This is a genomic window from Aeromonas sp. s5 (genome assembly GCF_040907865.1).
Taxonomy (GTDB): domain Bacteria; phylum Pseudomonadota; class Gammaproteobacteria; order Enterobacterales; family Aeromonadaceae; genus Aeromonas; species Aeromonas dhakensis.
This window is the reverse complement of sequence record NZ_JBFOCO010000002.1, coordinates 102,921-124,259: the sequence shown is the minus strand read 5'-3', so window position 1 is coordinate 124,259 and position 21,339 is coordinate 102,921. Positions and strand designations below refer to the sequence as shown.

Genomic DNA, 21,339 nt, shown 5'->3' with positions numbered 1-21,339 from the left:
CGGGTCCGTATTCAGACAACAACAACGCACGGGCCGGCGGTGCCGGGAAGCAGCGGACTGCCGATAGCTTTCGCTTAACGGAGCAAAGCCTGGAGGGCTTTATCATGGAGATGTTATCAGGCGCCCAGATGGTGGTTAGAGCGCTGGAAGATCAGGGAGTTGAGCACGTTTTCGGCTACCCTGGTGGCTCAGTGCTCGACATCTATGACGCTCTCTTTGAAAACGGCAAGATGGAGCATGTCCTGGTGCGGCACGAGCAGGCCGCGGTGCACATGGCGGACGGCTACGCCCGTTCCACCGGCAAGGTGGGCACAGTGCTGGTGACCTCGGGTCCCGGCGCCACCAACTGCATCACAGGGATCGCGACCGCCTACATGGACTCCATTCCCCTGGTGATCCTGTCCGGCCAGGTGCCGACCAGCATGATCGGGGAGGATGCGTTCCAGGAGACCGACATGATCGGCATCTCCCGCCCGGTGGTGAAGCACAGCTTCCTGTGCAAGAAAGCCAGCGACATTCCGGCCGCCATCAAGAAGGCCTACTACATTGCCGCCAGCGGCCGCCCGGGGCCGGTGGTGGTGGATCTGCCCAAAGACGTGCAGAACCCGAAAGAGAAATTCCCCTACGAGTACCCGGATACGGTCTCCCTGCGCTCCTACAACCCGACCAAGTCGGGTCACAAGGGCCAGATCAAGCGTGCCGCCAAGCTGCTGGTGGAGGCGAGCCGCCCGGTGATGTATGTCGGCGGCGGTGCCATCAACGCCAATGCGGATCACCTGGTGACCAAGCTGGCTGAGCTGCTGAACCTGCCGGTGACCACCACCCTGATGGGGCTGGGGGCCTTCTCCGGCACCCATCCGCAGTTTATCGGCATGCTCGGCATGCACGGTACCTTCGAAGCGAACAAGAGCATGCACAACGCGGATCTCATCTTCGCCGTGGGGGCCCGCTTCGATGACCGCGTCACCAACAATGTGGCCAAGTTCTGTCCCAACGCCACCATAGTCCACATCGACATCGATCCCACCTCCATCTCCAAGACGGTGCAGGCTCATGTGCCCATCGTCGGTTCGGTGGAAACCGTGCTGGAGCAGATGCTGGAAGTGATCCGCGAGTGCGGCTTCGACAACGACAAGCAGGCGCTGGCGGACTGGTGGAGTCAGATCGGCCAGTGGCGTTCGCGCAACTGCCTGGCCTACGAGACCCATCCCACCCTGATCAAGCCGCAACAGGTGATCGAGACCCTCTACAAGGTGACCAAGGGGGAGGCGTTCGTGGCCTCCGACGTGGGCCAACACCAGATGTTTGCCGCTCTCTACTACCCGTTCGCCAAGCCGCGCCAGTGGATCAACTCCGGCGGCCTCGGCACCATGGGGTTTGGTATTCCGGCCGCCATGGGGGCCCAGTTTGCCAACCCGGATGCGGTGGTCTGCTGCGTCACCGGCGACGGCTCGGTGCAGATGAACATTCAGGAACTCTCTACCTGCATGCAGTACGGGGTACCCATCAAGATCATCTCCATCAACAACCGCGCCCTTGGCATGGTCAAGCAGTGGCAGAAGATGTTCTACGGCGGTCGCCACAGCCACTCCTACATGGAATCCCTGCCTGACTTCGTCAAGCTGGCGGAAGCCTATGGCCATGTCGGCATCGCGGTGAGCGATCCGGCGGAGCTGGAGAGCGCCATGGAGAAGGCCTTCGCCATGAAGGATCGGCTGGTGTTCATGGACATCTCGGTCGACCCGGACGAGCACGTCTATCCAATGCAGATAAAGTTCGGTGCCATGGACGAGATGTGGCTGAGCAAGACGGAGAGAACCTGATGAGACATATAATTTCCGTTCTGCTGGAGAACGAATCCGGCGCCCTGAGCCGTGTGGTGGGCCTCTTCTCCCAGCGCGGCTACAACATCGAGACCCTGACGGTGGCCCCCACCGAGGATCCCACCCTGTCGCGCATGACCATAGTCACCATGGGGGACGAGCGGGTGCTGGAGCAGATCCAGAAGCAGCTGCACAAGCTGGTGGACGTGCTCAAGGTGTGCGATCTCAGCGAAGGGGAGCACATCGAGCGGGAAATCGCGCTGGTCAAGGCGCGCGCCGCCGGTGGTGGTCGCGACGAGCTGAAACGGCTGGCGGATATCTTCCGCGGCCAGATCGTCGACGTCACCCCCGAGCTCTACACGGTGCAGCTGGTGGGGACCAGCGAGAAGCTGGATGCCTTCATCAAGACCGCCGCCCAGACCAACGAGATTGTCGAAGTGGTGCGCTCCGGGGTGTGTGGCATCTCCCGCGCCGACAAGGCGCTGCGTCCCTGAGCCATCGCTTGGCAGCAGGCAGATTAAAGGGGCTCCTCGGAGCCCCTTTCTTGTGGGCGCTTGGTGGAATGGAGGGCTGGCACGAGTCTGTCATTTTCTTTCAAATGATCGGTAAACTATCCACAAAAGCTGTGGAAAACTCTGTAGATTAGCGGTGTGTCTGGCGTTAGTGTGCTGATCTTAAAAGGATATTTTGATCTGATCTGCGCTGGGGCGCAATTGTGCAATCGACTCTGGCGGGTGTGAGTGTTTGCTTATCCCGCCGCCCTTGCGGGACTGGCGCCTGTCGCCGAGCAGGGGATCCTGCCAGGATCCAGATTTGATCTTGCGGATCAACATTTCCCCAAATCAGCCATAAAAAAACCCGCCTTGCGGCGGGTTTTTCAGCAGGCAGAGCCTCGGACGATTACTCGGCCTGGGCTGCCTGGATACCGGTCAGGGCGATGGTGTAGACGATGTCGTCAACCAGGGCGCCGCGGGACAGGTCGTTGACCGGCTTGCGCATGCCTTGCAGCATGGGGCCGATGGAGACCAGGTCCGCGGAGCGCTGTACCGCTTTGTAGGTGGTGTTGCCGGTGTTCAGATCCGGGAACACGAACACGGTGGCCTTGCCGGCAACCGGAGAGTTCGGAGCCTTGGACTTGGCCACGTTCTCCATGATGGCGGCATCGTACTGCAGCGGACCATCGATGATGAGGTCGGGGCGCTTGGCCTTGGCCAGTTCGGTCGCTTCACGCACCTTCTCTACGTCTGCGCCGGCGCCGGAGGTGCCGGTGGAGTAGGAGATCATGGCCACACGCGGCTCGATGCCGAAGGCGGCAGCGGAGTCGGCGGACTGGATGGCGATCTCGGCCAGCTGCTCGGCAGTGGGATCCGGGTTGATCGCGCAGTCACCGTAGACCAGTACCTGATCCGGCAGCAGCATGAAGAAGATGGAGGAGATCAGGGAAGAGCCCGGGGCAGTCTTGATGATCTGCATCGGCGGACGGATGGTGTTGGCAGTGGTGTGCACCGCGCCGGATACCAGACCGTCGACTTCGTTGCGCTCCAGCATCATGGTACCCAGTACCACGTTGTCTTCCAGCTGTTCGCGGGCAACCACTTCGGTCATGCCCTTGTTCTTGCGCAGCTCGACCAGACGGGCCACATAGCGCTCGCGCACGGCAACCGGATCGATGATCTCGACGCGGTCGGTCAGTACCACGCCCTGCTGTTCGGCGACGCGACGGATCTCTTCCGGGTTGCCCAGCAGCACCGGACGGGCGATGCCACGCTCGGCACAGATGGCGGCAGCCTTGATGGTCCGCGGCTCTTCCCCTTCCGGCAGCACGACGCGCTTGTTGGCCTGACGGGCCAGTTCGGTCAGCTGGTAGCGGAAAGCCGGCGGGCTCAGGCGACGGGAGCGGGTGGACTTGGCGGAGAGAGACTCGATCCAGTGCTTGTCGATGTGGCCGGCCACATAGTCCTGCACCAGCTCGATACGCTCGCGGTCATCTTCCGGGATGTCGACGTTGAAGTTCTGCAGGCTGACGGCAGTCTGCCAGGTGTTGGTGCCGGTGATCATGATCGGCAGGCCGGTAGCCATGGCCTGTTGGCACAGCGCCATCACCTGGGGTTCCGGGTGATAGTTGCCGGTCAGCAGCAGGGCGCCCAGCTTGACGCCGTTCATGGCGGAGAGACAGGCGGAGACGATGACGTCGGAACGGTCGCCGGAGGTCACCAGCAGGCTGCCCGGACGGAAGTGCTCGATCATGTTGTGGATGGAGCGGGCGCAGAAGGTCACGGTCTGCAGACGGCGGCTGTCCAGCTCACCCTTGTGCAGGATCTTGGCAGCCAGATGCTTGGCGAGATCCTTGGCGCGCGGGGCGATCAGCTGGGTGTTCCAGGGGATGCAGCCGAGGATGCGCAGCGGGCTCTTGCCGAATACCTGCAGTACTTCCAGGTTGTGAGCGGTGTCGGCGCCGTGGTGATGGGCTTCGAACATCTCGGTCAGGTCGGGGCGGGTCACGCCGTGCTCGTCAACCGGTGCGCCCACCTTGTTGATGACGCAGCCCACGATGCGGGGGTTGCTGACGCCACCGAAGTTGGAGCAAGCCAGCTCGATGCGCTCTTTCAGCTTCTGGCTGGAGTCGTTGCCCGGGTGGGTCACGAACACCATGTCGGCGTCCAGCGCCTTGGCGACGTCGTAGTTCAGCTTGTTGGCAAACGGCTGCTTGTCGGTCGGCACCATGCCTTCGATGACCAGCACTTCGGCACCGCTGGCCTTCACGTGCTCTTCAAAGCGGGCCACGATCTCTTCCAGCAGGATGTCGGTGTTGCTGGAGGTGATCATGTTCTCGGCGTAGGAGAGGGCGAACGGCTCGGGCGGGTTGATGTTGGCAGCAGCGCGGATCACGGCGGTGGAACGCTCGGTACCGGTTTCACCCGGACGCGGCTGAGCGACCGGTTTGAAGAAGCTGACATTGACACCGTGACGTTCCATGGCGCGAACGACGCCAAGGCTCACGGAAGTTACGCCGACACCAGTGCCGACCGGGATAAGCATAATAGTGCGTGCCACTTTATACCCCTTGTTCATTTTTGGGATCAGGAAAAGGCCGCCCTTGGGCGGCCTTGCTCTACAGCGAAATTATGCGCCGACCAGTTCCAGCGCGTCGTGGGCGATGACCCACTCTTCGTTGGTCGGGATAACCAGGGCCTTGGTGGAACCAGCCTTGGTGATCTCGCCACCCTTGCCGAAGCGAGCCTTCAGGTTGGCGTCGTGATCGACGTCGAAGCCCAGCAGACCCAGTTTGTTCAGGGTGATTTCACGGATCGGGGCGGAGTTTTCACCGATACCACCGGTGAAGACCACGGCGTCCAGACGACCGTCCATGGCGGCGGCGTAGGCGCCGATGTACTTGGCCAGGCGATAGCAGTAAACGTCCATGGCACGCTTGGCTTCTTCTTTGCTGTCGTAGTTGTCTTCAACGAAACGGCAGTCGGAAGTTACTTCGGTCAGACCCTGCAGGCCGGACTCTTTGGTCAGCATGGTGTTGATCTGATCAACGCTCATGCCCAGCTTGTCGTGCAGGAAGAAGATGATGGCCGGATCGATGTCGCCGGAGCGGGTACCCATCACCAGGCCTTCCAGCGGGGTCAGACCCATGGAGGTGTCGACGGACTGGCCGTTCTTGATGGCGCAGACGGAGCCGCCGTTGCCCAGGTGGCAGTTGATGATGTTCAGCTCTTCCACCGGCTTGTTCAGCTGCTTGGCAGCTTCCAGGCTGATGTAGTAGTGGCTGGTGCCGTGGGCGCCGTAGCGACGGATGCCGTTCTCTTTGTAGAGCTTGTACGGCAGGGCGTACAGGAAGGCTTCTTCCGGCATGGTCTGGTGGAAAGCGGTGTCGAACACGGCCACGTTCTTCTCGGCCAGCGCCGGGAACACGCGACGGGCTTCACGAATACCGATCAGGTGAGCCGGGTTGTGCAGCGGGGCGTACGGTACGGCGGCTTCGATGCCGGCGATCACGTCGTCGCAGATGCGCACGGAGGAGGTGAAGCGCTCGCCGCCGTGTACGACACGGTGGCCGATGGCGATCAGGTTCTTGGACAGTTCCGGGTTGAGCGGCAGGATCTTGTTGACGATGTAGTCCAGCGCTTCCTGGTGAGCGGCACCGGCGCCCAGATCGGCACTGCCTTTCTCGCCGTTCAGTTTCCACTTGATGCGGGCGTCGTCGAGGTTGAAGCACTCGGCCAGGCCGGACAGCAGGTCATCACCGGTGGTTGCGTCAATGACAGCAAACTTCAGGGAAGAGCTGCCACAGTTAAGAACAAGAACCAGCTTACTCATGAATAAATCCTATCGCAGATTGGGTTGTGTAGGAGGATGCGTTGGACGCGCTGTGTCCAAAAACTTTCAACTTATCCTTATGAGGGTTGGCAATCTGTTGCTTGCCCCTTGTATAGTGATACAAGACCCGAAATCCAGACGTCCCTGACGGCTCAACGGCAGGCCGTTGGCGCAAAAATTGGGCGTACAAAGGATAACCCGATTGTTGAAAAATAACAAAGTCATCCTCAACCTTTGTTATTGCGCATCAAATATTGTCGTGGTTTTGCCGTTAATATGTTCAAAAAGAGCTCGGAGGTAGCATGAGCATGAACATTTTTGGAACTAAGTTACAGCAAGGCCGTCATTATATGACCCTTTGGCCCCGCCGTCCCGAGCTTAATTCCATGTTCCCGGAGAATCGGGTGATCAAGGCCACCGAGTTCGCCCTCAAGGTGATTCCGGCGCTGGCGGTGCTCAGCGTCATGCTGCAGTTCCAGTTTGGCGAGCAGCACTACTGGCCTTCCGTCATGACCTCGGTGCTGTTTCTGCTCAGCCTGCCGCTGCAGGGCTACTACTGGCTTGGCCAGCGTGCCGATACCCGGTTGCCGCCTTCTCTTGCCAGCTGGTATCGCGAGATCAACGGCAAGATGAACGAACAGGGCGGTCAGCGCCAGCTGGTGGCCCAGCCGAGATACGAAGAGCTGGCCGATACCCTCAACGCCGCCTTCAAGCAGCTGGACAAATCCTTCCTCTACGAGTGAGGCCTGTGGCCCATGACTCGGACAAAGGCGCCTCGCGGCGCCTTTTTCATGGCTGCCGGATCAGGCCGCCAATACCTTGCGGATCTCCTGGATGGAGAGCTTGTACTGGCGCGGGCACTGGCGCCAGACCGCCAGCATGCGCTGGTACTTGTCACGCATGGCGATGTCGCTGGAGAGCTCGTCGCAGGGGCATTTGAGTTCGGGGAAGCGCTTGTCCACCTCCAGCAGGAAGCAGACGTAATCGGCCAGCTCTCGCTCCTGGCTGCGGCTGTAGCCGTTGAACTCCAGCCGGCTGGCATTGATCTCGCCCTGATCGGCTGCGTCCAGGTTGCCCCAGGAGATGGCCAGCGCATGGTGCAACTCCAGGGTGTCGATCACCTCCTGGCAGGTGGCGAGATCCAGATGGCCGAAGCTCTTCTCCAGTTCGAGGATCTGCAGGCAGTAGCCGCGCTCGATGATGGTGCTGGCCCGTTGGTAAAACGCCGCCTTCTCCGGATTGAGTTTGGCCAGGATCTCGTACTGGTTGCTCAGGATCAGACGTTCGGTGTGGCTCATGTTCATGGGCTTTTCTCACTGGAAAATGAAACTGGGGTCACGTTAACCCATATATAGGATGAATTTTTTGATCTGGCAGGGGAGGTTGGCGAGATTGCGGGGCGCTAAATCAACGCAGGCGTGGGCTGGTTAATTAAATGTAACGGCTGGCACCTTGTTTTCTGGCCCGTAGGCGCAACAATAAGGGCGTCATTTGGCTTGCGCCGAAAGACCCGTCACCAAGGCATCCCGTTATGGATGCACACTGCCCCGCCATGGAAAACAACAAGGCTGCCGCCCCTCATCCGGGCAGGCGACCGCAAGGGCGGTATCGCGCGCCCCGCCTGCAATGCGGAAGGGCTGCGACATGCGAATAAAAAAGGGCCTGCGCTTGCAGGCCCTTTCCATATCAGCAGTACCGGTATCTGTGGTTCAGCCCTTGAGCAGATCGAGCACCACCTGATGGTGATCGCTGGTCTTGAACTTGTCGAAGCGGTGGGCAATCTTGCCCTCTTCATCGATGAGGAAGCTGAGCCGATGGATACCGTCATACTCCTTGCCCATGAACTTCTTCGGACCCCAGACGCCAAACGCATCGGCTACCGCGTGATCTTCATCGGCCAGCAGGCGGAAGTTCAGGTTGTCGCGCTCCTCGAATTTTTTCAGCCGCTTGGCGCTATCCGGGCTGATGCCGAGCACCACCACATTGAGGGCGGTCAGCTCGGCGTTGACGTCGCGCAGACCGCAGGCCTGGGTGGTGCAGCCCGGGGTCATCGCCTTGGGGTAGAAATAGACGAGCACTTTCTTGCCGCGCAGGTCGGCCAGGCGCACCTGGTTGCCGTCCTGGTCGGAGAGGGAAAAGTCGGGGGCCAGGCTGCCAGCGGATAAAGGTTGCATGGGATCTCCTTGATGAGCCGTCAGGCGTGTTTGTTGTTGACGATGAATTCGAACGATTCTGCGCCCAGTTCACGACAGAATCCGGCGAAGGCCGCCTGCGAGCCGGCCGCCTCTCCCTGCTTGGCCAGATTGAGCTGAAAGCTGGCCTTGAGCAGGTTGAACGGCTGCTGCTCCAGGGTGATGGTCTGCATGGCCTGGATGTCCCAGCCGTGATCGCTGAAGAACTGGGTGCACTGGCTTACGATGCCCGGCTGGTCCCGGATCAGGATCTCGGCGTTGGCGCTGATGTCGTATTGCAGCGACTGGTGGCGCTCGGTGCGTTTCATCATGGTGATGAGGTCCCACTCCTGACTGCGCAGGGGCAGGCTTATCTCGAGCTGCATCAGGCTGTTCCAGTCACCGGACAGCAGCATGATGAAGGTGAATTCATTGCCGAAGATGCCAAGACGGCTGTCGACAATGTTGCAGCCACAACCACTGACGTGGCGGGTGACCTCATTGACGATGCCAGGCCTGTCCGTGCCGATGGCCGTTACGACCAGGTAATGAGTCATAAATCTTCTCTCGTCCATTAGCGGGTGGCGAATGCGGGCGGCGGGCACGTCGACCGAAGGGATCTGGCCCGCGCGGCCGCGTGGCGACCCTGCTGAGAATCTCGTTGTGGCAAGCGTCCTGCCGGGTGGTGGCGGCCCGGTTCCGGCGCCAGTTTCCGGCGCTTGCGCACGGCTGTTTGTGCCGGATGGTAACACGGCTTGGCCGTGGCCTCCCTTGTTTTTCCAAGGGGGCAGCTTTACCATAACGCCCCTGAAAATCGGGAGAAATATCCATGTTGCGCGGTAGTATTGTTGCCCTCGTTACCCCCATGCTGGCTTCAGGTGAAGTCGATTGGGCCAGTCTTGCCAATCTGGTCGAGTATCATGTCAGCGCCGGAACCAGCGCCATCGTCGCGGTGGGGACCACGGGGGAGTCGGTGACCCTGAGCGAGCAGGAGCACATTGCCGTCGTGGAGAAAACCGTGGCACTGGCCGCCGGACGCATCCCGGTCATCGCCGGCTGCGGCTCCAACAATACCGCCCATGCCGTCGCCCTGGCCAAGCGCTTCGCCGAAACCGGCGTGGTAGCGGGTCTCTCGGTCACACCTTATTACAACAAACCCACTCAGGAAGGTCTCTATCGTCACTATTGTGCGATCGCCGAGGCTAGTGGTCTGCCCCAAATTCTTTATAATGTGCCCGGTCGTACCGGTTGCGATCTCAAACCGGAAACGGTAGCCAGACTGGCCAGGGTGCCCGGCATCATAGGCCTGAAAGAGGCCACCGGGGATCTGAGCCGTACGCCGCTGCTGCGTGAGCTGTGTGGTGCGCAATTCGCACTTTATAGTGGCGATGATGCCAGTGGATGTGATTTTATGCTGCAAGGCGGTGACGGTGTCATTTCGGTCACCACCAATATTGCAGCGGCCCAGATGGCCGACATGTGTCGTGCTGCGCTGGCCGGCGATGCCGGGCGGGCGCATGACATCAACAATCGATTGATGCCGTTGCATCAGACTCTGTTCTGCGAACCGAGCCCCATCCCGGTGAAATGGGCCTGCGCCCAGCTGGGATTGATTGCGACGGCCACCTTGCGTCTGCCGCTCACCGACCTCACTGCCGAGGGCGAGCGGGCGATGGCGCGAGCACTGACGACTGCGGAGTTGATGGCGAGTGTTTAAAGCAAATGGAAAGGGAAATGCAGTGCGCCTGGTGCTGAGCGTGGCGACCGTTGCCGTGCTGGCAGCCTGTAGCTCACCCCAGGAACGCAAGATGGCCAACCGTGGTTTCGAGTACGAGGATGCCCGCCTTGAAGGCCGTGCTTTCCTGGTGCCGGCCGGGTTGAGTACCCCCGCCTTTAACAGCAGTTTCGACATTCCGCCCCTGCCAGAGAGCAGCCGTGACGGCGCCCTGGGGGCCAAGGTGGATGTGCGTCCGCCCGCCCAGCTGCTGACCGTGGTACCGGGCAGCCAGGTGGTAACCAATGCCGGTGAACCCACCATGGCCTTCTACGCTCTCAGCACCTCCCAGAGCGTGGAGCGCGATACCTGGGCCTTCCTGATGAACTTCCTCGCCCAGTACAAGGTCACCACCGAGAAGCTGGACCAGCAGGCCGGCGTGTTGCAGACCGGCTGGTTTGACAATACCAAGGCGCTCGACGGCTGGAGCGAAGAGGACGACGACTTCGTCATTCGCCAGCGCTACCAGTTCACCCTGCGCAACGATCCCCAGCGCCACGCCGTCAACATGTCGGTCCGGGTACTGGATCATGAAGAGACCATCGATGGCGAGACCAGCAAGGAGCTGACCCCGGCCGATGCCCAGCGCTACGCGACCCGGGCCCTCAACCAGTTCTCGCTCTACTACGACAAGCAGCTCAAGTCCCGCGAGCAGCACAAGGCCAACGATGGCATGGGGCTGGAACTGGGTCTGGACAACAACGAGCTGAGCGCCTGGATCGTTGACGGCTCGTTTGACCAGGTGTGGCGTCGTCTCAATCAGGTGCTGCCGGCCTACGGCTTCACCATCAAGGATACCCAACAGTCGCTGGGCTGGATCGACGTGGAGTACGACGAGCCGGGCAGCGAGTTCTGGAAGGCCAAGGGCAGCGAGCCGTTCAAACTGGACGAAGACAAATATCGCTTCCAGCTTGGCGAGATGGCGGGGGGCAAGACCTCCATCACCCTGTTCGACAAGGACAAGAAGCCCGTGTCGTCCGGTGTCATCTCCCAGATGTACATCAGCCTGTCCGAAGCATTCGCCAAGGGCCTGGCTGACCAAGCTGCAAAAACAGAATAGAAACAGGGGCCTTGTGCCCCTGTTTTGTTATGTTAACCCCCCACAAACAGGAAGTGTTATTAGCCATGAGTCTTGCAGACCAAGTATTGGCGGTGAACGATGATTTGCCGATCCGTACCGATAAACCCGTCCATTCCGGTAAAGTGCGCAGCGTCTACTGGCTGACCGCCGCAGACAGCGCTCGTCTCATCCGCGAGAAGGGTTACGACGTGCCGGCGGATGCGCCGCTTGCCATCATGGTGATCAGCGACCGGATCTCGGCCTTCGACTGCATCTGGCAGGGCGTGGACGGGCTCAACGGTGTGCCGGGCAAAGGGGCTGCGCTCAACGCCATCTCCAGCCACTGGTTCAAGCTGTTCAAGGAGAAGGGACTGGCCGACAGCCATATCCTGGACATCCCCCATCCCTTCGTCTGGATCGTGCAAAAAGCCCGTCCCGTGATGATCGAGGCGATTGCCCGTCAATACATCACCGGCTCCATGTGGCGTGCCTACAAGGATGGCGAGCGCGAGTTCTGCGGCATCACCCTGCCGGAAGGACTGAAAAAGGATCAGAAGCTGCCGGAGATCCTCATCACCCCCTCCACCAAGGGCGTGCTGAAAGGGCTGGACGGCGTGCCGGAAGCGGATGACGTCAACGTCTCCCGTGCCGACATCGAGCGCCACTACCAGGGCTTCAACTTCAGCAAGCCGGCCGACATCGATCGCTACGAAGTGCTGCTCAAAGAGGGCTTCAACGTCATCAGCGACGCGCTGGCCGAGCTGGATCAGGTCTTCGTCGACACCAAGTTCGAGTTTGGCTACGTCCAGGATGCCGCCGGCAACGAAAAGCTGATCTACATGGATGAAGTGGGCACCCCGGACAGCTCCCGCATCTGGGACGGCGCCGCCCTGCGCGACGGCCAGATCGTCGAGAAGTCCAAAGAGGGCTTCCGCCAGTGGCTGCTCAATCACTTCCCGGATCCGGACATCCTGCTCAACAAGCACCGCATGCCCGAGCGCTTCGCCCTGGCCCGCGACAACAAGTTGCCGACCGAGGTGATGATGGACATCTCCAACACCTACGTGGGGATCGCCGAGAAGATCATCGGTCAGCCGCTGGTACGCAGCGCCAATCCGAAGCAGGAGATCATCGAGGTGCTGCGCGAGCAGTACGGGCTGATCGACTGAGGCGTACCGCCTTTTTTGTTGTCGTAAAAACAAACGTTTGCCACCTGTCGGTACGGCAGCGGTCACGGAACGGGCCCCATCACGGGGCCCGTTTTTGTTTCCGTGCCGACTGGGCGGCAGAAGGGCGGCGATCAGCCGTTGACCCTGAACACCTGGCCGGTCTGTACGCCCAGTACCGATTTCTGGTAGGCCTGCGCCACCCTGGCGGCGGGCACGGGGACGAAGCCCGGGAAGACGCTGGCGTATTTATCCATCGACTCCTCCAGCACGGTCGGGCTCACCACGTTGATGCGCAGGCCCCGCGGCAGTTCGCAGGCGGCCGCCTTGACGAAGTGCTCGACGGCGCCGTTGATGGTGGTGACGCTGGCGCCCCAGTTGATGGGCTCTTCGCTCAGAATGCCGCTGATCAGGGTGATGGAGCCCTTGTCGTTGAGGTGGGGGATGGCGGCGCGGGTCAGGTTGATCTGGCCCATCAGCTTGCTCTGGATCCCCAGCTGCCACTCTTCATCGGTCATCTCGGTCAGGGCGTTGAACGCGGCGCTGCCGCTGGCCACCACCAGCGCATCGAACTGCCCCAGCTTGGCAAACAGCCCCCTGATGGAGGCGGGATCGCGCATGTCGACCCTGGCATCCCCCTGGCTGTGGCTGACCCGGATCACCTGATGATCCTTGGCAAGCAAGTCGCTGACGGCAGAACCTATGGTGCCGGAGGCACCCACAATCACAATCTTCATCTCAGTCACTCCTGGTTGGGATGTGTTGATTTTAGCGCGCTAAAAAAGGGGAAAAAGCGCGTAAAATAAACCCATTGTTTCCAAATTGGAGCTAATGATGGACATCGCCCATCTGGCCAGTTTTTACGAAGTGGTACAAAGGGGCAGTTTCTCCGCCGCCGCCGATGCGCTGGGGGTGAGCAAAGGGATGCTGAGCCGTCATGTCAGTGCGCTGGAGTCCTCTCTCAATGCCCAGTTGCTGCAACGCACCACCCGCCGGCTCAGCCTGACCGAGGCGGGTTCCACCCTCTATCTGCAGGCGGGGGAGATCTTCGCGCTGGCTCGCCAGGCGGAGCAGGATATCCAGGCCCTGACCGAGGAGGATGGCGGCCGGCTGCGCTTCACCTGTCCGATCAGCGCCGGCGATCGCATGGTGAGCGAGCTGCTGGCTCGCTTCGCCGAGCTCTGCCCCGGGGTTGCGGTCGAGCTCAACTTCACCAATCAGATGGTCGACATGAGCCAGGGTGAGCATGACATCGCCCTGCGCGCCATGAGCGAGGTGCCCGACAACCTGGTGGCCATGCCGCTGGGCCGGCTCAGGGATGTGGTGGTGGCGAGCCCCACACTGGTGGCAAGGGAGGGCAAGCCGGCCACCCCTTATGAGCTCAGCGGCCGTGCCTGCCTGCTCATGGGGAGCAACCCGGCCTGGGAGCAGTGGCACTTCAGCCGGGAGGGGGAGGAGGCGCATATCCTGGTGCAGGGCAAGGTGCGGGCCAATCACTACAGCACGGCGTTGCAGCTGGCCCGGGCGGGGCTGGGCTATGCCAAATGTCCGCTGATTGCGGTGGATGCCCTGCTGGCGGCGGGGGAGCTGGTGACCGTGCTCGACGGCTGGCACAGCGGTCTGCACCCGCTTCATATCCTTCATGCCCAGCAGCGGCGGGTGCCGCGCAAGATCCGGCTGTTCAAGCAGGTGCTGGCCCAGTGGTTTGCCGAGCGGCCCCACTACCTGCTCTGAACTGCCGTTATTTTTCTGTCATCTTCGGCTGCTAGCCTGCGCCCATCAACGCGATCAGGAAGATGAACGAAGATGAAGGGTTGTCGATATCGAAATGGTGTGTCGCTGCTGTGCGCCGCACTGGGCATGAACATGATGCTGGGCGCATGCTCGGCGCATGCTGCGGTTGAGGTGACGGTGCCGGCGGATTTCCAGATCCTGGCGGTGAGCGCTGGCACCCTGCACGACGAGCAGCACGCCACCCTGCCGGATGGCGAGCAGCAGCTGCTGGTGCGTTATGAAGGGGTGATCCCGAGTCGCAGCAGCAGCGAGAATGACCGCCAGCTGCGCTCCGCGCCTCAGGTGCTGCGCTATCAGGCCAGCCAGCAACAATTACAGCTGGTCGCCAACTTGCCGAGTGATGAGCGGGGCATGGCGCAGTATGCCAAGTCTCCCGTCATGGGGCTGCAGGCCGACGGCAAGGTGATGGCGAGCGAGCAGGATGCGCTGGTGACCAGCGGCATGCTGATCGGCATGGACTGGCGCGCCAAGCTGGCCGAATACAACCAGCGCGGTGGCAAGGCGGCGCTGACGGCGGCTTCTGGTTCTGCACTTCCTGCGGCCGTGGTCGCCAGCGAGATTGCGCCGGTAGCGGCCAGCGAGCTGGAGGGGCAGTTGCAGCAACTCTTCCTCAAGGCGGATCCGGCCCTGCGCAAGCGCTTTGTCAGCTGGGCCGTGCCGCGGCTTTAAGTTTGCCGTCCGTTGCAGTAACGTGGGGGCTCTCATCGTGTCTAGCGCCCATCTTATTGCAACGAGGTCTTCATGTTTGAATTGCACAGTCGCCTGCAGGCGGATACCCGCCTGCTCGGCGATCTGCCTCTCTGCCGCGTCCTGCTGGCCAAGGACAGCCAGTATCCCTGGCTCATCCTGGTGCCGAGAGTGGCCAATCTGCGGGAAATCCACCACCTGGCGCCGGCCCAGCAACAGCAGCTGATGCAGGAGTCCTGCGCGGTAGCAACCCTGATGGAGCAGGCGCTGCGCCCGGACAAGATCAACGTGGCGGCGCTCGGCAACCTGGTGCCCCAGCTGCATCTGCACCACGTGGCCCGTTTCAGTACCGACAAGGCCTGGCCTGGCCCCATCTGGGGGGCTCATCCCTCCTTGCCCTATGATGAATCGACCCTGCAGCGGGAAGCCGCCGGCTGGCGACGCAAGCTGGCCAATCTGGCCGGATTCACTCCCCTTGAAACTGACAGTTGAATCAAGTGAGAGGCGGCTCGCTATTTCGACGCCCGGGCCGCGCTATCTGTTAGAGTTATGGTATAGATAACCCCATTTTCGATGTTCAGGAAGGTCCCATGATAGTGACAAGAGCCGACGATGATACCGTATTGACCACAGAGGACGTGCTGTTGAGCCTGTGCCATTCGGTGACGGATGTATTGAGTGCGGCAACCCAGAGTCAGGTGCGTTTCTCCGGCATGGTGCAGCGGATCAGCAAGACCTGCCTCAAGCCGGATATCGGCTGCTTCGTGCTGTTTGACGGCGGCTTCTCCGGCCTGGTGGTGATCAACTTCTCCGCCTCCGCCGCCATGGAGCTGTACGAGAGCTACATGCTCAGCATGGGGCTCTCCAAGGAAGATCTCGCCATCTCCCACACTTCGGACGAGGTGAGCAACGTGATGGGCGAGCTGATGAACCAGATCGTCGGCAGCTTCACCGTCAAGGTGGGCCGGGATCTGCAGACCCACATCACCCAGAACCAGCCGAAGATGCTGGCCCTCAACAAACAGGTGATGCTGAGCGTCGATACCAATCTCGACAGCCCGGAGTCGCGCCGGGTCACTTTCTTCACCGCCCGCAACAACATCTTCTATCTGGAGCTGGCGATGGACAAGACCGAGTTCATCCGCATCCACAACGATGGCATGGATCAGGAAGAGCTGGATCCCGATGCCTTGATCGCCCAGACCAAACGCGAGGCTGCCCAGCCAGCTCCGGCCGCCGCCCCGGTGGCCAACGATCACGACGATCTGCTGGACTCCCTCGGGATCTGATTTTCCCGCCCTCCGCCAATGCACGAGGCCACCCATGGGGTGGCCTCGTTTGTTGGTGCTGCTCGCCGTTAGAAGTTGTAGAGCAGACCCGTGCTGAAACGGGTGGACTGGCTGTCGTAGAAGTCGATGTCCGAGTCGGCGTTGGAGTAGGCCGCGGTGAAGGTGGCGGCCAGGGCTTTGACGCCGAACAGGTTGTGCCAGAAGAAGGTGCCGTTGACGGCAAATTCGTCCGCGTCGGCATGCTGGCCGAAGATGGGGTTCGCTTCGTCGTACTTGCGCTTGCCGGTGTAGAGGTTGCTGACGAAGGACCACTGGGGGCCGCGCTTGGCGTAGGTCAGCTTCAGGCCGGTGTTCTTGAAGCTCTCGGCGCTGCCGTCCAGGCGAGCCTCCTTGTAGAGGATGGCCGGCTCCAGCAGCTGGTTGCCGCTGAAATGGAACTGGTAGGAGAGCTCCATGTCGTGCACCTTGCCGTTGCGATCCAGCATGCCGGCGTAGTGGGTGCCGTGGCTCTGGTCATACTGCTGGCCACTGCGCTCCTCGTCCATGTCCACCTCCCGGGTGGTCAGGTTGCCGTAGAAGTTGCTGCCCCAGATCTTGTCCCAGGCGAAACGGGCCCCTTTTGACTTCAGGTCGGTCGAGCTGCGGTCCACGCCGGTGGCGAAGGGATCGCTCCACAGCTCCACCGGCATGACGTTGAACACCAGCGAGGTGGCAACTATGCCCTTGTCGCCCATCTCCTGGCGCAGACCGAGCTGCTGGGTGAAGTCGAAACGCACCGCATCCTGGATCAGGTTGCCGAGGAAGATCTGGGTACGGGTATCGGCGAAGGTATAGCGGATGTCGGCGTTGAGCAGCGGCGTCAAGCCGCTCTCGCTGTCGGGCGAGCCGAGATCATTGATACGGCTGTGGTTGTCATCGCCCGCGTAGAAGTTGGACTGGTAGCTGACGGCGTTGACCCCGCCCAGCAGAAAGCCGGACCAGCCTGACTGCTTGGGGATCTCGCCCAGGTCGGCGTGGGCGGCATTGGCTGCCAGCAGGCCAAGACTCAGCAGGGTGAGATTGCGCATCGATGAGACTCCTGAATTATCAGTTGGTTGAATTGAACGGCCTGGCATTATAGCCAGCCAGGCTTAATCCGGGCTGACCGAATTGACTCCGGCATGCTACCCCAGCGGGCGGAGGAGGTTAATCGATAATTTATCGTGCGACGGCAGAAGAGTTCGGCGCGTCGTGCTGGTATTCTGTTCGGCGAATATCGGGGAGAAAACAATAAGATGAAACAAATAAAATCCTGGGCGCAATATTACGTCGACCTGATGACCAAGCTGGGGCTGGTGCGATTCAGCATGTTCCTGGCCACCGGCATCATAGTGCTGGCCGTCTCCATCCAGATGGGGGTCACCCTGTTTCTGCGCGGCACAGTGGATATCGTCGACCTGGTGCGCTCGGTCTTCTTCGGCCTGCTGGTCACCCCTTGGGCCGTCTATTTTCTCTCCATCGTGGTGGATCAGCTGGAGGATTCCCGCCAGCGGCTGACCCGCATGGTGCGCAAGCTGCAGGACATGCGCGAGCGGGATCTCGAGCTCAACAGCCAGCTGCAGGAGAACATCAGCCGCCTCAACGCCCAGATCGCCGAGACCAACCGGGCCGAGACCCTGCGTCAGCAGGCCATCGAGGATCTGGAGAACGAGGTGTTCCAGCGCGAGAAGGCCCAGCTGCACCTGGGCGAGCGCACCGCCCTGCTGCGCTCTTTCATCGACTGCTCCCCCGATCTGGTCTACTACCGCAACGAAGACGAGCAGTTCTCCGGCTGCAACCGCGCCATGGAGGAGCTGACCGGCAAGGTGGAGGCGGAGCTCATCGGGCTGACTCCGTTCGACGTCTACAAGCACGACATTGCCAGCAAGGTGGTGGAGACCGACAAGCAGGTCTTCGCCAGCAATGAGCCTCTCACCTATGAGCAGTGGCTGGAGTACCCAGATGGCCGCAAGGCCTACTTCGAGTTGCGCAAGGTGCCCTTCTTCGACCGCTTCGGCAAGCGGCTCGGCCTGCTCGGCTTTGGCCGCGACATCACCGAGCGCAAGCAATACCAGGACAAGCTGGAGAAGGCGAGCCGCGACAAGACCACCTTCATCTCCACCATCAGCCACGAGCTGCGCACTCCCTTGAACGGCATCGTCGGCCTGAGCCGGATGCTGATGGATACGCCGCTCGATCCCAAGCGGCATCAGCAGCTCAAGACCATTCACCTGAGCGCGGTGACGCTCGGCAACATCTTCAACGACATCATCGATCTGGACAAACTGGATCGGCGCCGGTTGGAGATTGCGCCGACCCGCATCGATCTGCCCGCCTTCCTCGACGAGCTGGAGACGCTGTCGCGCATCCAGGCGGAGCAGAAGGGGCTCTATCTGCACTTCGATCGGGATGGCGAGGTGCCACAGTTCGTGATGGCGGACGGCACCCGGTTGCGCCAGGTGCTGTGGAATCTGGTGGGCAATGCGGTGAAGTTCACCGACGAAGGTGGGGTGACGGTACGCTGCCTCGCCCATGCCGCCGACGCGCCGGGCAAGCTGGCGCTGCACTTCGAGGTGGAGGATACCGGCATCGGCATTCCGCGAGCCCAGCAGGAGAAGATCTTCGCCATGTACTATCAGGTACAGGGCAAGAAGCACGCCACCGGCACCGGCATCGGGCTGGCGGTTTCCCGCCAGCTGGTGCAGGCGATGGGCGGCCAGCTTTACGTGGACAGCGATCCGGGCGAGGGGTCCTGCTTCACCGCCGAGCTGGAGGTGGAGTGTATCGAAGGAGAGGTTGCCGTCCCTGAGCCCGAGATGCCGTCCCTCGACATCCTGCTGGTGGAGGACGTCGAGCTCAACGTGACCGTGGCCTGCGCCCTGCTGAGCAAGCTTGGCCACCAGGTCAAGGTAGCGCGCGATGGCGCCCAGGCGCTGGCCATGGCCAACCCGGATGATTTTGACTTGATCCTGCTCGACATCCAGCTGCCGGACATGACGGGGTTTGATGTGGCGGAACAGCTGCTCGCCCGCTACGGCGAAAGTTTGCCGCCCATGGTGGCACTCACCGCCAACGCCACCGGTGATCGCCAGTACTACCGGGATCACGGTATGCAGGATGTGATCAACAAGCCGCTCGGCTCGAAGGCGGTGCGGGAGGTGATTGGTCACCTGTTTGCCGATCTGGCCGGGGACGAGGCGGACGAGCAGGCCGACACCGTTAGCCAGGATGCGCTGCTGGACCTGCCCTTCCTCACCGATTATGCCGATACCGTGGGCAAGCCGGTGCTGCTCTCCAGCGTCGATCTGTTCGAGAAGATGATGCCCGACTACATGGCGGTGCTCGACTCCAACATGATTGCCCGGGATCAGGCCGGCGTGGTGGAGGAGGCGCACAAGATCAAGGGGGCGGCGGGCTCCATCGGCCTGCGCCGGCTGCAGCAGACGGCCCAGCTGATCCAGAGCCCGGATCATCCGGCCTGGTGGGAGAACGTGGAAGACTGGATTGAGACGCTGCGCCGAGAGTACCCGGGCGATATCGCCCGCTTGCGGCGCTGGTTGCTCTCATAAACGCGCTGCGCTGGCAAGGAGCTGCAACATGTATAGCCGTTTGATTACCCCCGAGCGGATCCACCCCTGGGGTGACGAAGAATTGCTGGAGGCGACCGAGCAGGATCGCGCCCGCATCGTGCAGGCGGCGCCGGTGCGCCGACTGCAGCAGAAGACCCAGGTCTTCCCGCTCGACGTGAAGGCCTCGGTGCGCAGCCGACTGACCCACTCGCTGGAAGTACAGGAGACCGGTCGCCAGATCAGCCGCCGCGTTCTGGCGGCCCTGCCGGCAGGCGCTGTGTGTGAGGGGGCCTTCGTCAATCTGGTGGAGATGTCCTGCCTGTTGCACGACGTCGGCAACCCGCCGTTCGGCCACTTTGGCGAGCAGGTGATGAGCCAGTGGCTGGCGCAGGAGCTGGACGGCCTGTTTGCCGCTGCGCTGGGCAAGGCGCCCAGCCCGCAGTGGGCCGAGCTTCGTCAGGATCTGCTGGTTTTTGACGGCAATGCCCAGAGCCTGCGGCTGGTACACAGCCTGCACGAGTTGAATCTGACCCTGGGGCAGCTGGCTGCACTGTGCAAATATCCGCAGCAACCGCCGGCGGGCCGGCAGGCAACCCCCTACTATGGCCAGCATCATGGCTGGAGCAGCAAGCGCGGCATCTTCTTCAGCGAACAACCCCTCTACAGCGCCCTCGGCCAGAGCCTGGGGCTGGCCGCCGGCTGTCGTCACCCGCTGGTCTACATCATGGAGGCGGCGGACGACATCTCCTACTGCATCGCGGATCTGGAAGATGCGGTGGATCGACGCATCCTCGGCCTCGGCGAGCTGCTGCAGGCGCTGCGGGAGGCGGATGGCGGTGACTACATGGCGGCGTTGCTGAGTGCGGCCGTCGACTCGGATCGCGGCTTCTTTCCCCATTTCCGCCAACAGCTGACCCGGGATCTGGTGGCGCTGGCTGCCAGCACCTATGTGAGCGAGCACGCCCAGATCCTGAGCGGCGCCTATCCTCAGGCCCTGCTGCACGGCCAGGCGCCGGCGGCACGGGTGCTCGACATCCTCAAGCGGGTCGCTCGCGAGCTGGTGTTCATGCGTCCCGAGGTGGAGGCGCTGGAGCTGGAGGGCTACGCCGCCCTGCGCGGCGTGCTCTCCACCTACGCCTGCCTGCTGGCCCTGCCGGCCAGCCAGTTTGAGCGTCTGCTGGCGGGGCAGGGGGGCAGCGAGCTGTTCTTTGCCCGCCGGCTTTACCATCGCCTGTCAGCCCGCCATCTCAAGGCCTATCGACTGGCGGTGGCCAGCCGGGATCCCCGTTTTGCCGAGGAGGCGGAGCAGGAGTGGTATTACCGGGTGCGGCTGCTGCTGGACTACGTGAGTGGCATGACGGACACCTATGCGCTGGAGGAGTTTCGGCTGCTGTCCGGGATCTGAGCGGGACGGCGTCAGGCTCTCTGTTCCGGATGAGTATTGATAGATGGCTCACCTCCCCATATGGGGGGTGAGGTTCTTGTATAAAATTCGGTCTTTTTTTAGACTGTGGCAACTTGTTCAACTTTCACACGGTAAGGAGACGGATATGCAACATTCAATGCTAAACGTTGCGTTCGACCGCTGCATCAGCAGCGCGAAGACTCGTGCTCTTTTTCTGCCGCGTGGAGGAAACAGGTAACACCTGCTTTTTCATCACC

General features: G+C 61.6%; 19 protein-coding genes. 12 read left to right on the top strand and 7 right to left on the bottom strand.

The features are described 5' to 3' along the window. Nucleotides 1-104: 104 nt before the first annotated feature. Together AB5Y94_RS00565 and ilvN are read left to right on the top strand one after the other, a co-directional pair. A complete protein-coding gene (locus tag AB5Y94_RS00565; RefSeq protein WP_094697429.1) occupies nucleotides 105-1,823 on the top strand; it encodes an acetolactate synthase 3 large subunit in 1,719 nt (572 codons plus the stop codon). Beyond that, entirely contained in the window at nucleotides 1,823-2,317 is a 495-nt protein-coding gene (gene ilvN, locus AB5Y94_RS00560; RefSeq protein WP_005304342.1) for an acetolactate synthase small subunit, read from the top strand. Before AB5Y94_RS00565 ends, ilvN begins: the two co-directional genes overlap by 1 nt. Nucleotides 2,318-2,723: 406 nt before the next feature. Here the strand turns inward: ilvN and pta are convergent, their stop codons facing one another. After that, a complete protein-coding gene (gene pta, locus AB5Y94_RS00555; protein ID WP_017763828.1) occupies nucleotides 2,724-4,895 on the bottom strand; it encodes a phosphate acetyltransferase in 2,172 nt (723 codons plus the stop codon). A gap of 51 nt (nucleotides 4,896-4,946) precedes the next feature. Further along, nucleotides 4,947-6,149: an acetate kinase gene (locus AB5Y94_RS00550; RefSeq protein ID WP_005304335.1), complete on the bottom strand. Its 1,203-nt coding sequence runs from the start codon at nucleotides 6,147-6,149 to the stop codon at nucleotides 4,947-4,949. A 302-nt stretch (nucleotides 6,150-6,451) separates the two neighbouring features. On the opposite strand from AB5Y94_RS00550, the gene yfbV reads away from it, so the two are divergent. Continuing rightward, nucleotides 6,452-6,892 carry a terminus macrodomain insulation protein YfbV gene (yfbV, locus tag AB5Y94_RS00545; RefSeq protein ID WP_017779105.1) on the top strand — a complete coding sequence of 147 codons (441 nt, stop codon included), beginning with the start codon at nucleotides 6,452-6,454 and terminating at the stop codon, nucleotides 6,890-6,892. A gap of 60 nt (nucleotides 6,893-6,952) precedes the next feature. Here the strand turns inward: yfbV and AB5Y94_RS00540 are convergent, their stop codons facing one another. From AB5Y94_RS00540 to AB5Y94_RS00530, 3 genes are all read right to left on the bottom strand, one after another. Next, entirely contained in the window at nucleotides 6,953-7,453 is a 501-nt protein-coding gene (locus AB5Y94_RS00540; RefSeq protein WP_005304330.1) for a YfbU family protein, read from the bottom strand. A gap of 405 nt (nucleotides 7,454-7,858) precedes the next feature. Beyond that, entirely contained in the window at nucleotides 7,859-8,323 is a 465-nt protein-coding gene (bcp, locus tag AB5Y94_RS00535) for a thioredoxin-dependent thiol peroxidase (protein WP_123245403.1), read from the bottom strand. Between the two features lie 20 nt (nucleotides 8,324-8,343). Further along, entirely contained in the window at nucleotides 8,344-8,877 is a 534-nt protein-coding gene (locus AB5Y94_RS00530; protein ID WP_005304323.1) for a glycine cleavage system protein R, read from the bottom strand. Between the two features lie 272 nt (nucleotides 8,878-9,149). Between AB5Y94_RS00530 and dapA the strand changes: the two genes are divergently transcribed. From dapA to AB5Y94_RS00515, 3 genes are all read left to right on the top strand, one after another. Next, nucleotides 9,150-10,037: a 4-hydroxy-tetrahydrodipicolinate synthase gene (gene dapA, locus AB5Y94_RS00525; protein ID WP_005304320.1), complete on the top strand. Its 888-nt coding sequence runs from the start codon at nucleotides 9,150-9,152 to the stop codon at nucleotides 10,035-10,037. Continuing rightward, a complete protein-coding gene (gene bamC / locus AB5Y94_RS00520) occupies nucleotides 10,030-11,154 on the top strand; it encodes an outer membrane protein assembly factor BamC (protein ID WP_017779109.1) in 1,125 nt (374 codons plus the stop codon). Before dapA ends, bamC begins: the two co-directional genes overlap by 8 nt. Before the next feature lie 65 nt (nucleotides 11,155-11,219). Then, nucleotides 11,220-12,323, top strand: coding sequence for a phosphoribosylaminoimidazolesuccinocarboxamide synthase (locus AB5Y94_RS00515; protein ID WP_010634965.1), 1,104 nt, complete (start codon nucleotides 11,220-11,222; stop codon nucleotides 12,321-12,323). A 131-nt stretch (nucleotides 12,324-12,454) separates the two neighbouring features. Here AB5Y94_RS00515 and AB5Y94_RS00510 read toward each other — a convergent pair whose 3' ends face one another. Further along, a complete protein-coding gene (locus AB5Y94_RS00510; RefSeq protein WP_124250600.1) occupies nucleotides 12,455-13,057 on the bottom strand; it encodes a short chain dehydrogenase in 603 nt (200 codons plus the stop codon). A gap of 97 nt (nucleotides 13,058-13,154) precedes the next feature. On the opposite strand from AB5Y94_RS00510, the gene AB5Y94_RS00505 reads away from it, so the two are divergent. From AB5Y94_RS00505 to AB5Y94_RS00490, 4 genes are all read left to right on the top strand, one after another. After that, nucleotides 13,155-14,054, top strand: coding sequence for a LysR family transcriptional regulator (locus tag AB5Y94_RS00505; protein WP_095593366.1), 900 nt, complete (start codon nucleotides 13,155-13,157; stop codon nucleotides 14,052-14,054). A 99-nt stretch (nucleotides 14,055-14,153) separates the two neighbouring features. Continuing rightward, on the top strand, nucleotides 14,154-14,783 hold the full coding sequence (locus AB5Y94_RS00500) for a DUF2057 domain-containing protein (RefSeq protein ID WP_368204460.1): 630 nt from the start codon (nucleotides 14,154-14,156) through the stop codon (nucleotides 14,781-14,783). A 72-nt stretch (nucleotides 14,784-14,855) separates the two neighbouring features. Further along, complete coding sequence (locus tag AB5Y94_RS00495) at nucleotides 14,856-15,293, top strand: HIT domain-containing protein (protein ID WP_017763836.1); 438 nt, start codon at nucleotides 14,856-14,858, stop codon at nucleotides 15,291-15,293. 98 nt (nucleotides 15,294-15,391) lie between these two features. Next, entirely contained in the window at nucleotides 15,392-16,090 is a 699-nt protein-coding gene (locus tag AB5Y94_RS00490; RefSeq protein ID WP_010634960.1) for a DUF3334 family protein, read from the top strand. Nucleotides 16,091-16,158: 68 nt separating this feature from the next. Here the strand turns inward: AB5Y94_RS00490 and AB5Y94_RS00485 are convergent, their stop codons facing one another. Next, a complete protein-coding gene (locus AB5Y94_RS00485; RefSeq protein WP_368204459.1) occupies nucleotides 16,159-17,157 on the bottom strand; it encodes a DUF2860 family protein in 999 nt (332 codons plus the stop codon). 207 nt (nucleotides 17,158-17,364) lie between these two features. On the opposite strand from AB5Y94_RS00485, the gene arcB reads away from it, so the two are divergent. Together arcB and dgt are read left to right on the top strand one after the other, a co-directional pair. Next, on the top strand, nucleotides 17,365-19,677 hold the full coding sequence (gene arcB / locus AB5Y94_RS00480) for an aerobic respiration two-component sensor histidine kinase ArcB (protein WP_201881771.1): 2,313 nt from the start codon (nucleotides 17,365-17,367) through the stop codon (nucleotides 19,675-19,677). Between the two features lie 28 nt (nucleotides 19,678-19,705). Continuing rightward, on the top strand, nucleotides 19,706-21,082 hold the full coding sequence (gene dgt / locus AB5Y94_RS00475) for a dGTPase (RefSeq protein ID WP_017763839.1): 1,377 nt from the start codon (nucleotides 19,706-19,708) through the stop codon (nucleotides 21,080-21,082). Nucleotides 21,083-21,339 lie beyond the last annotated feature (257 nt).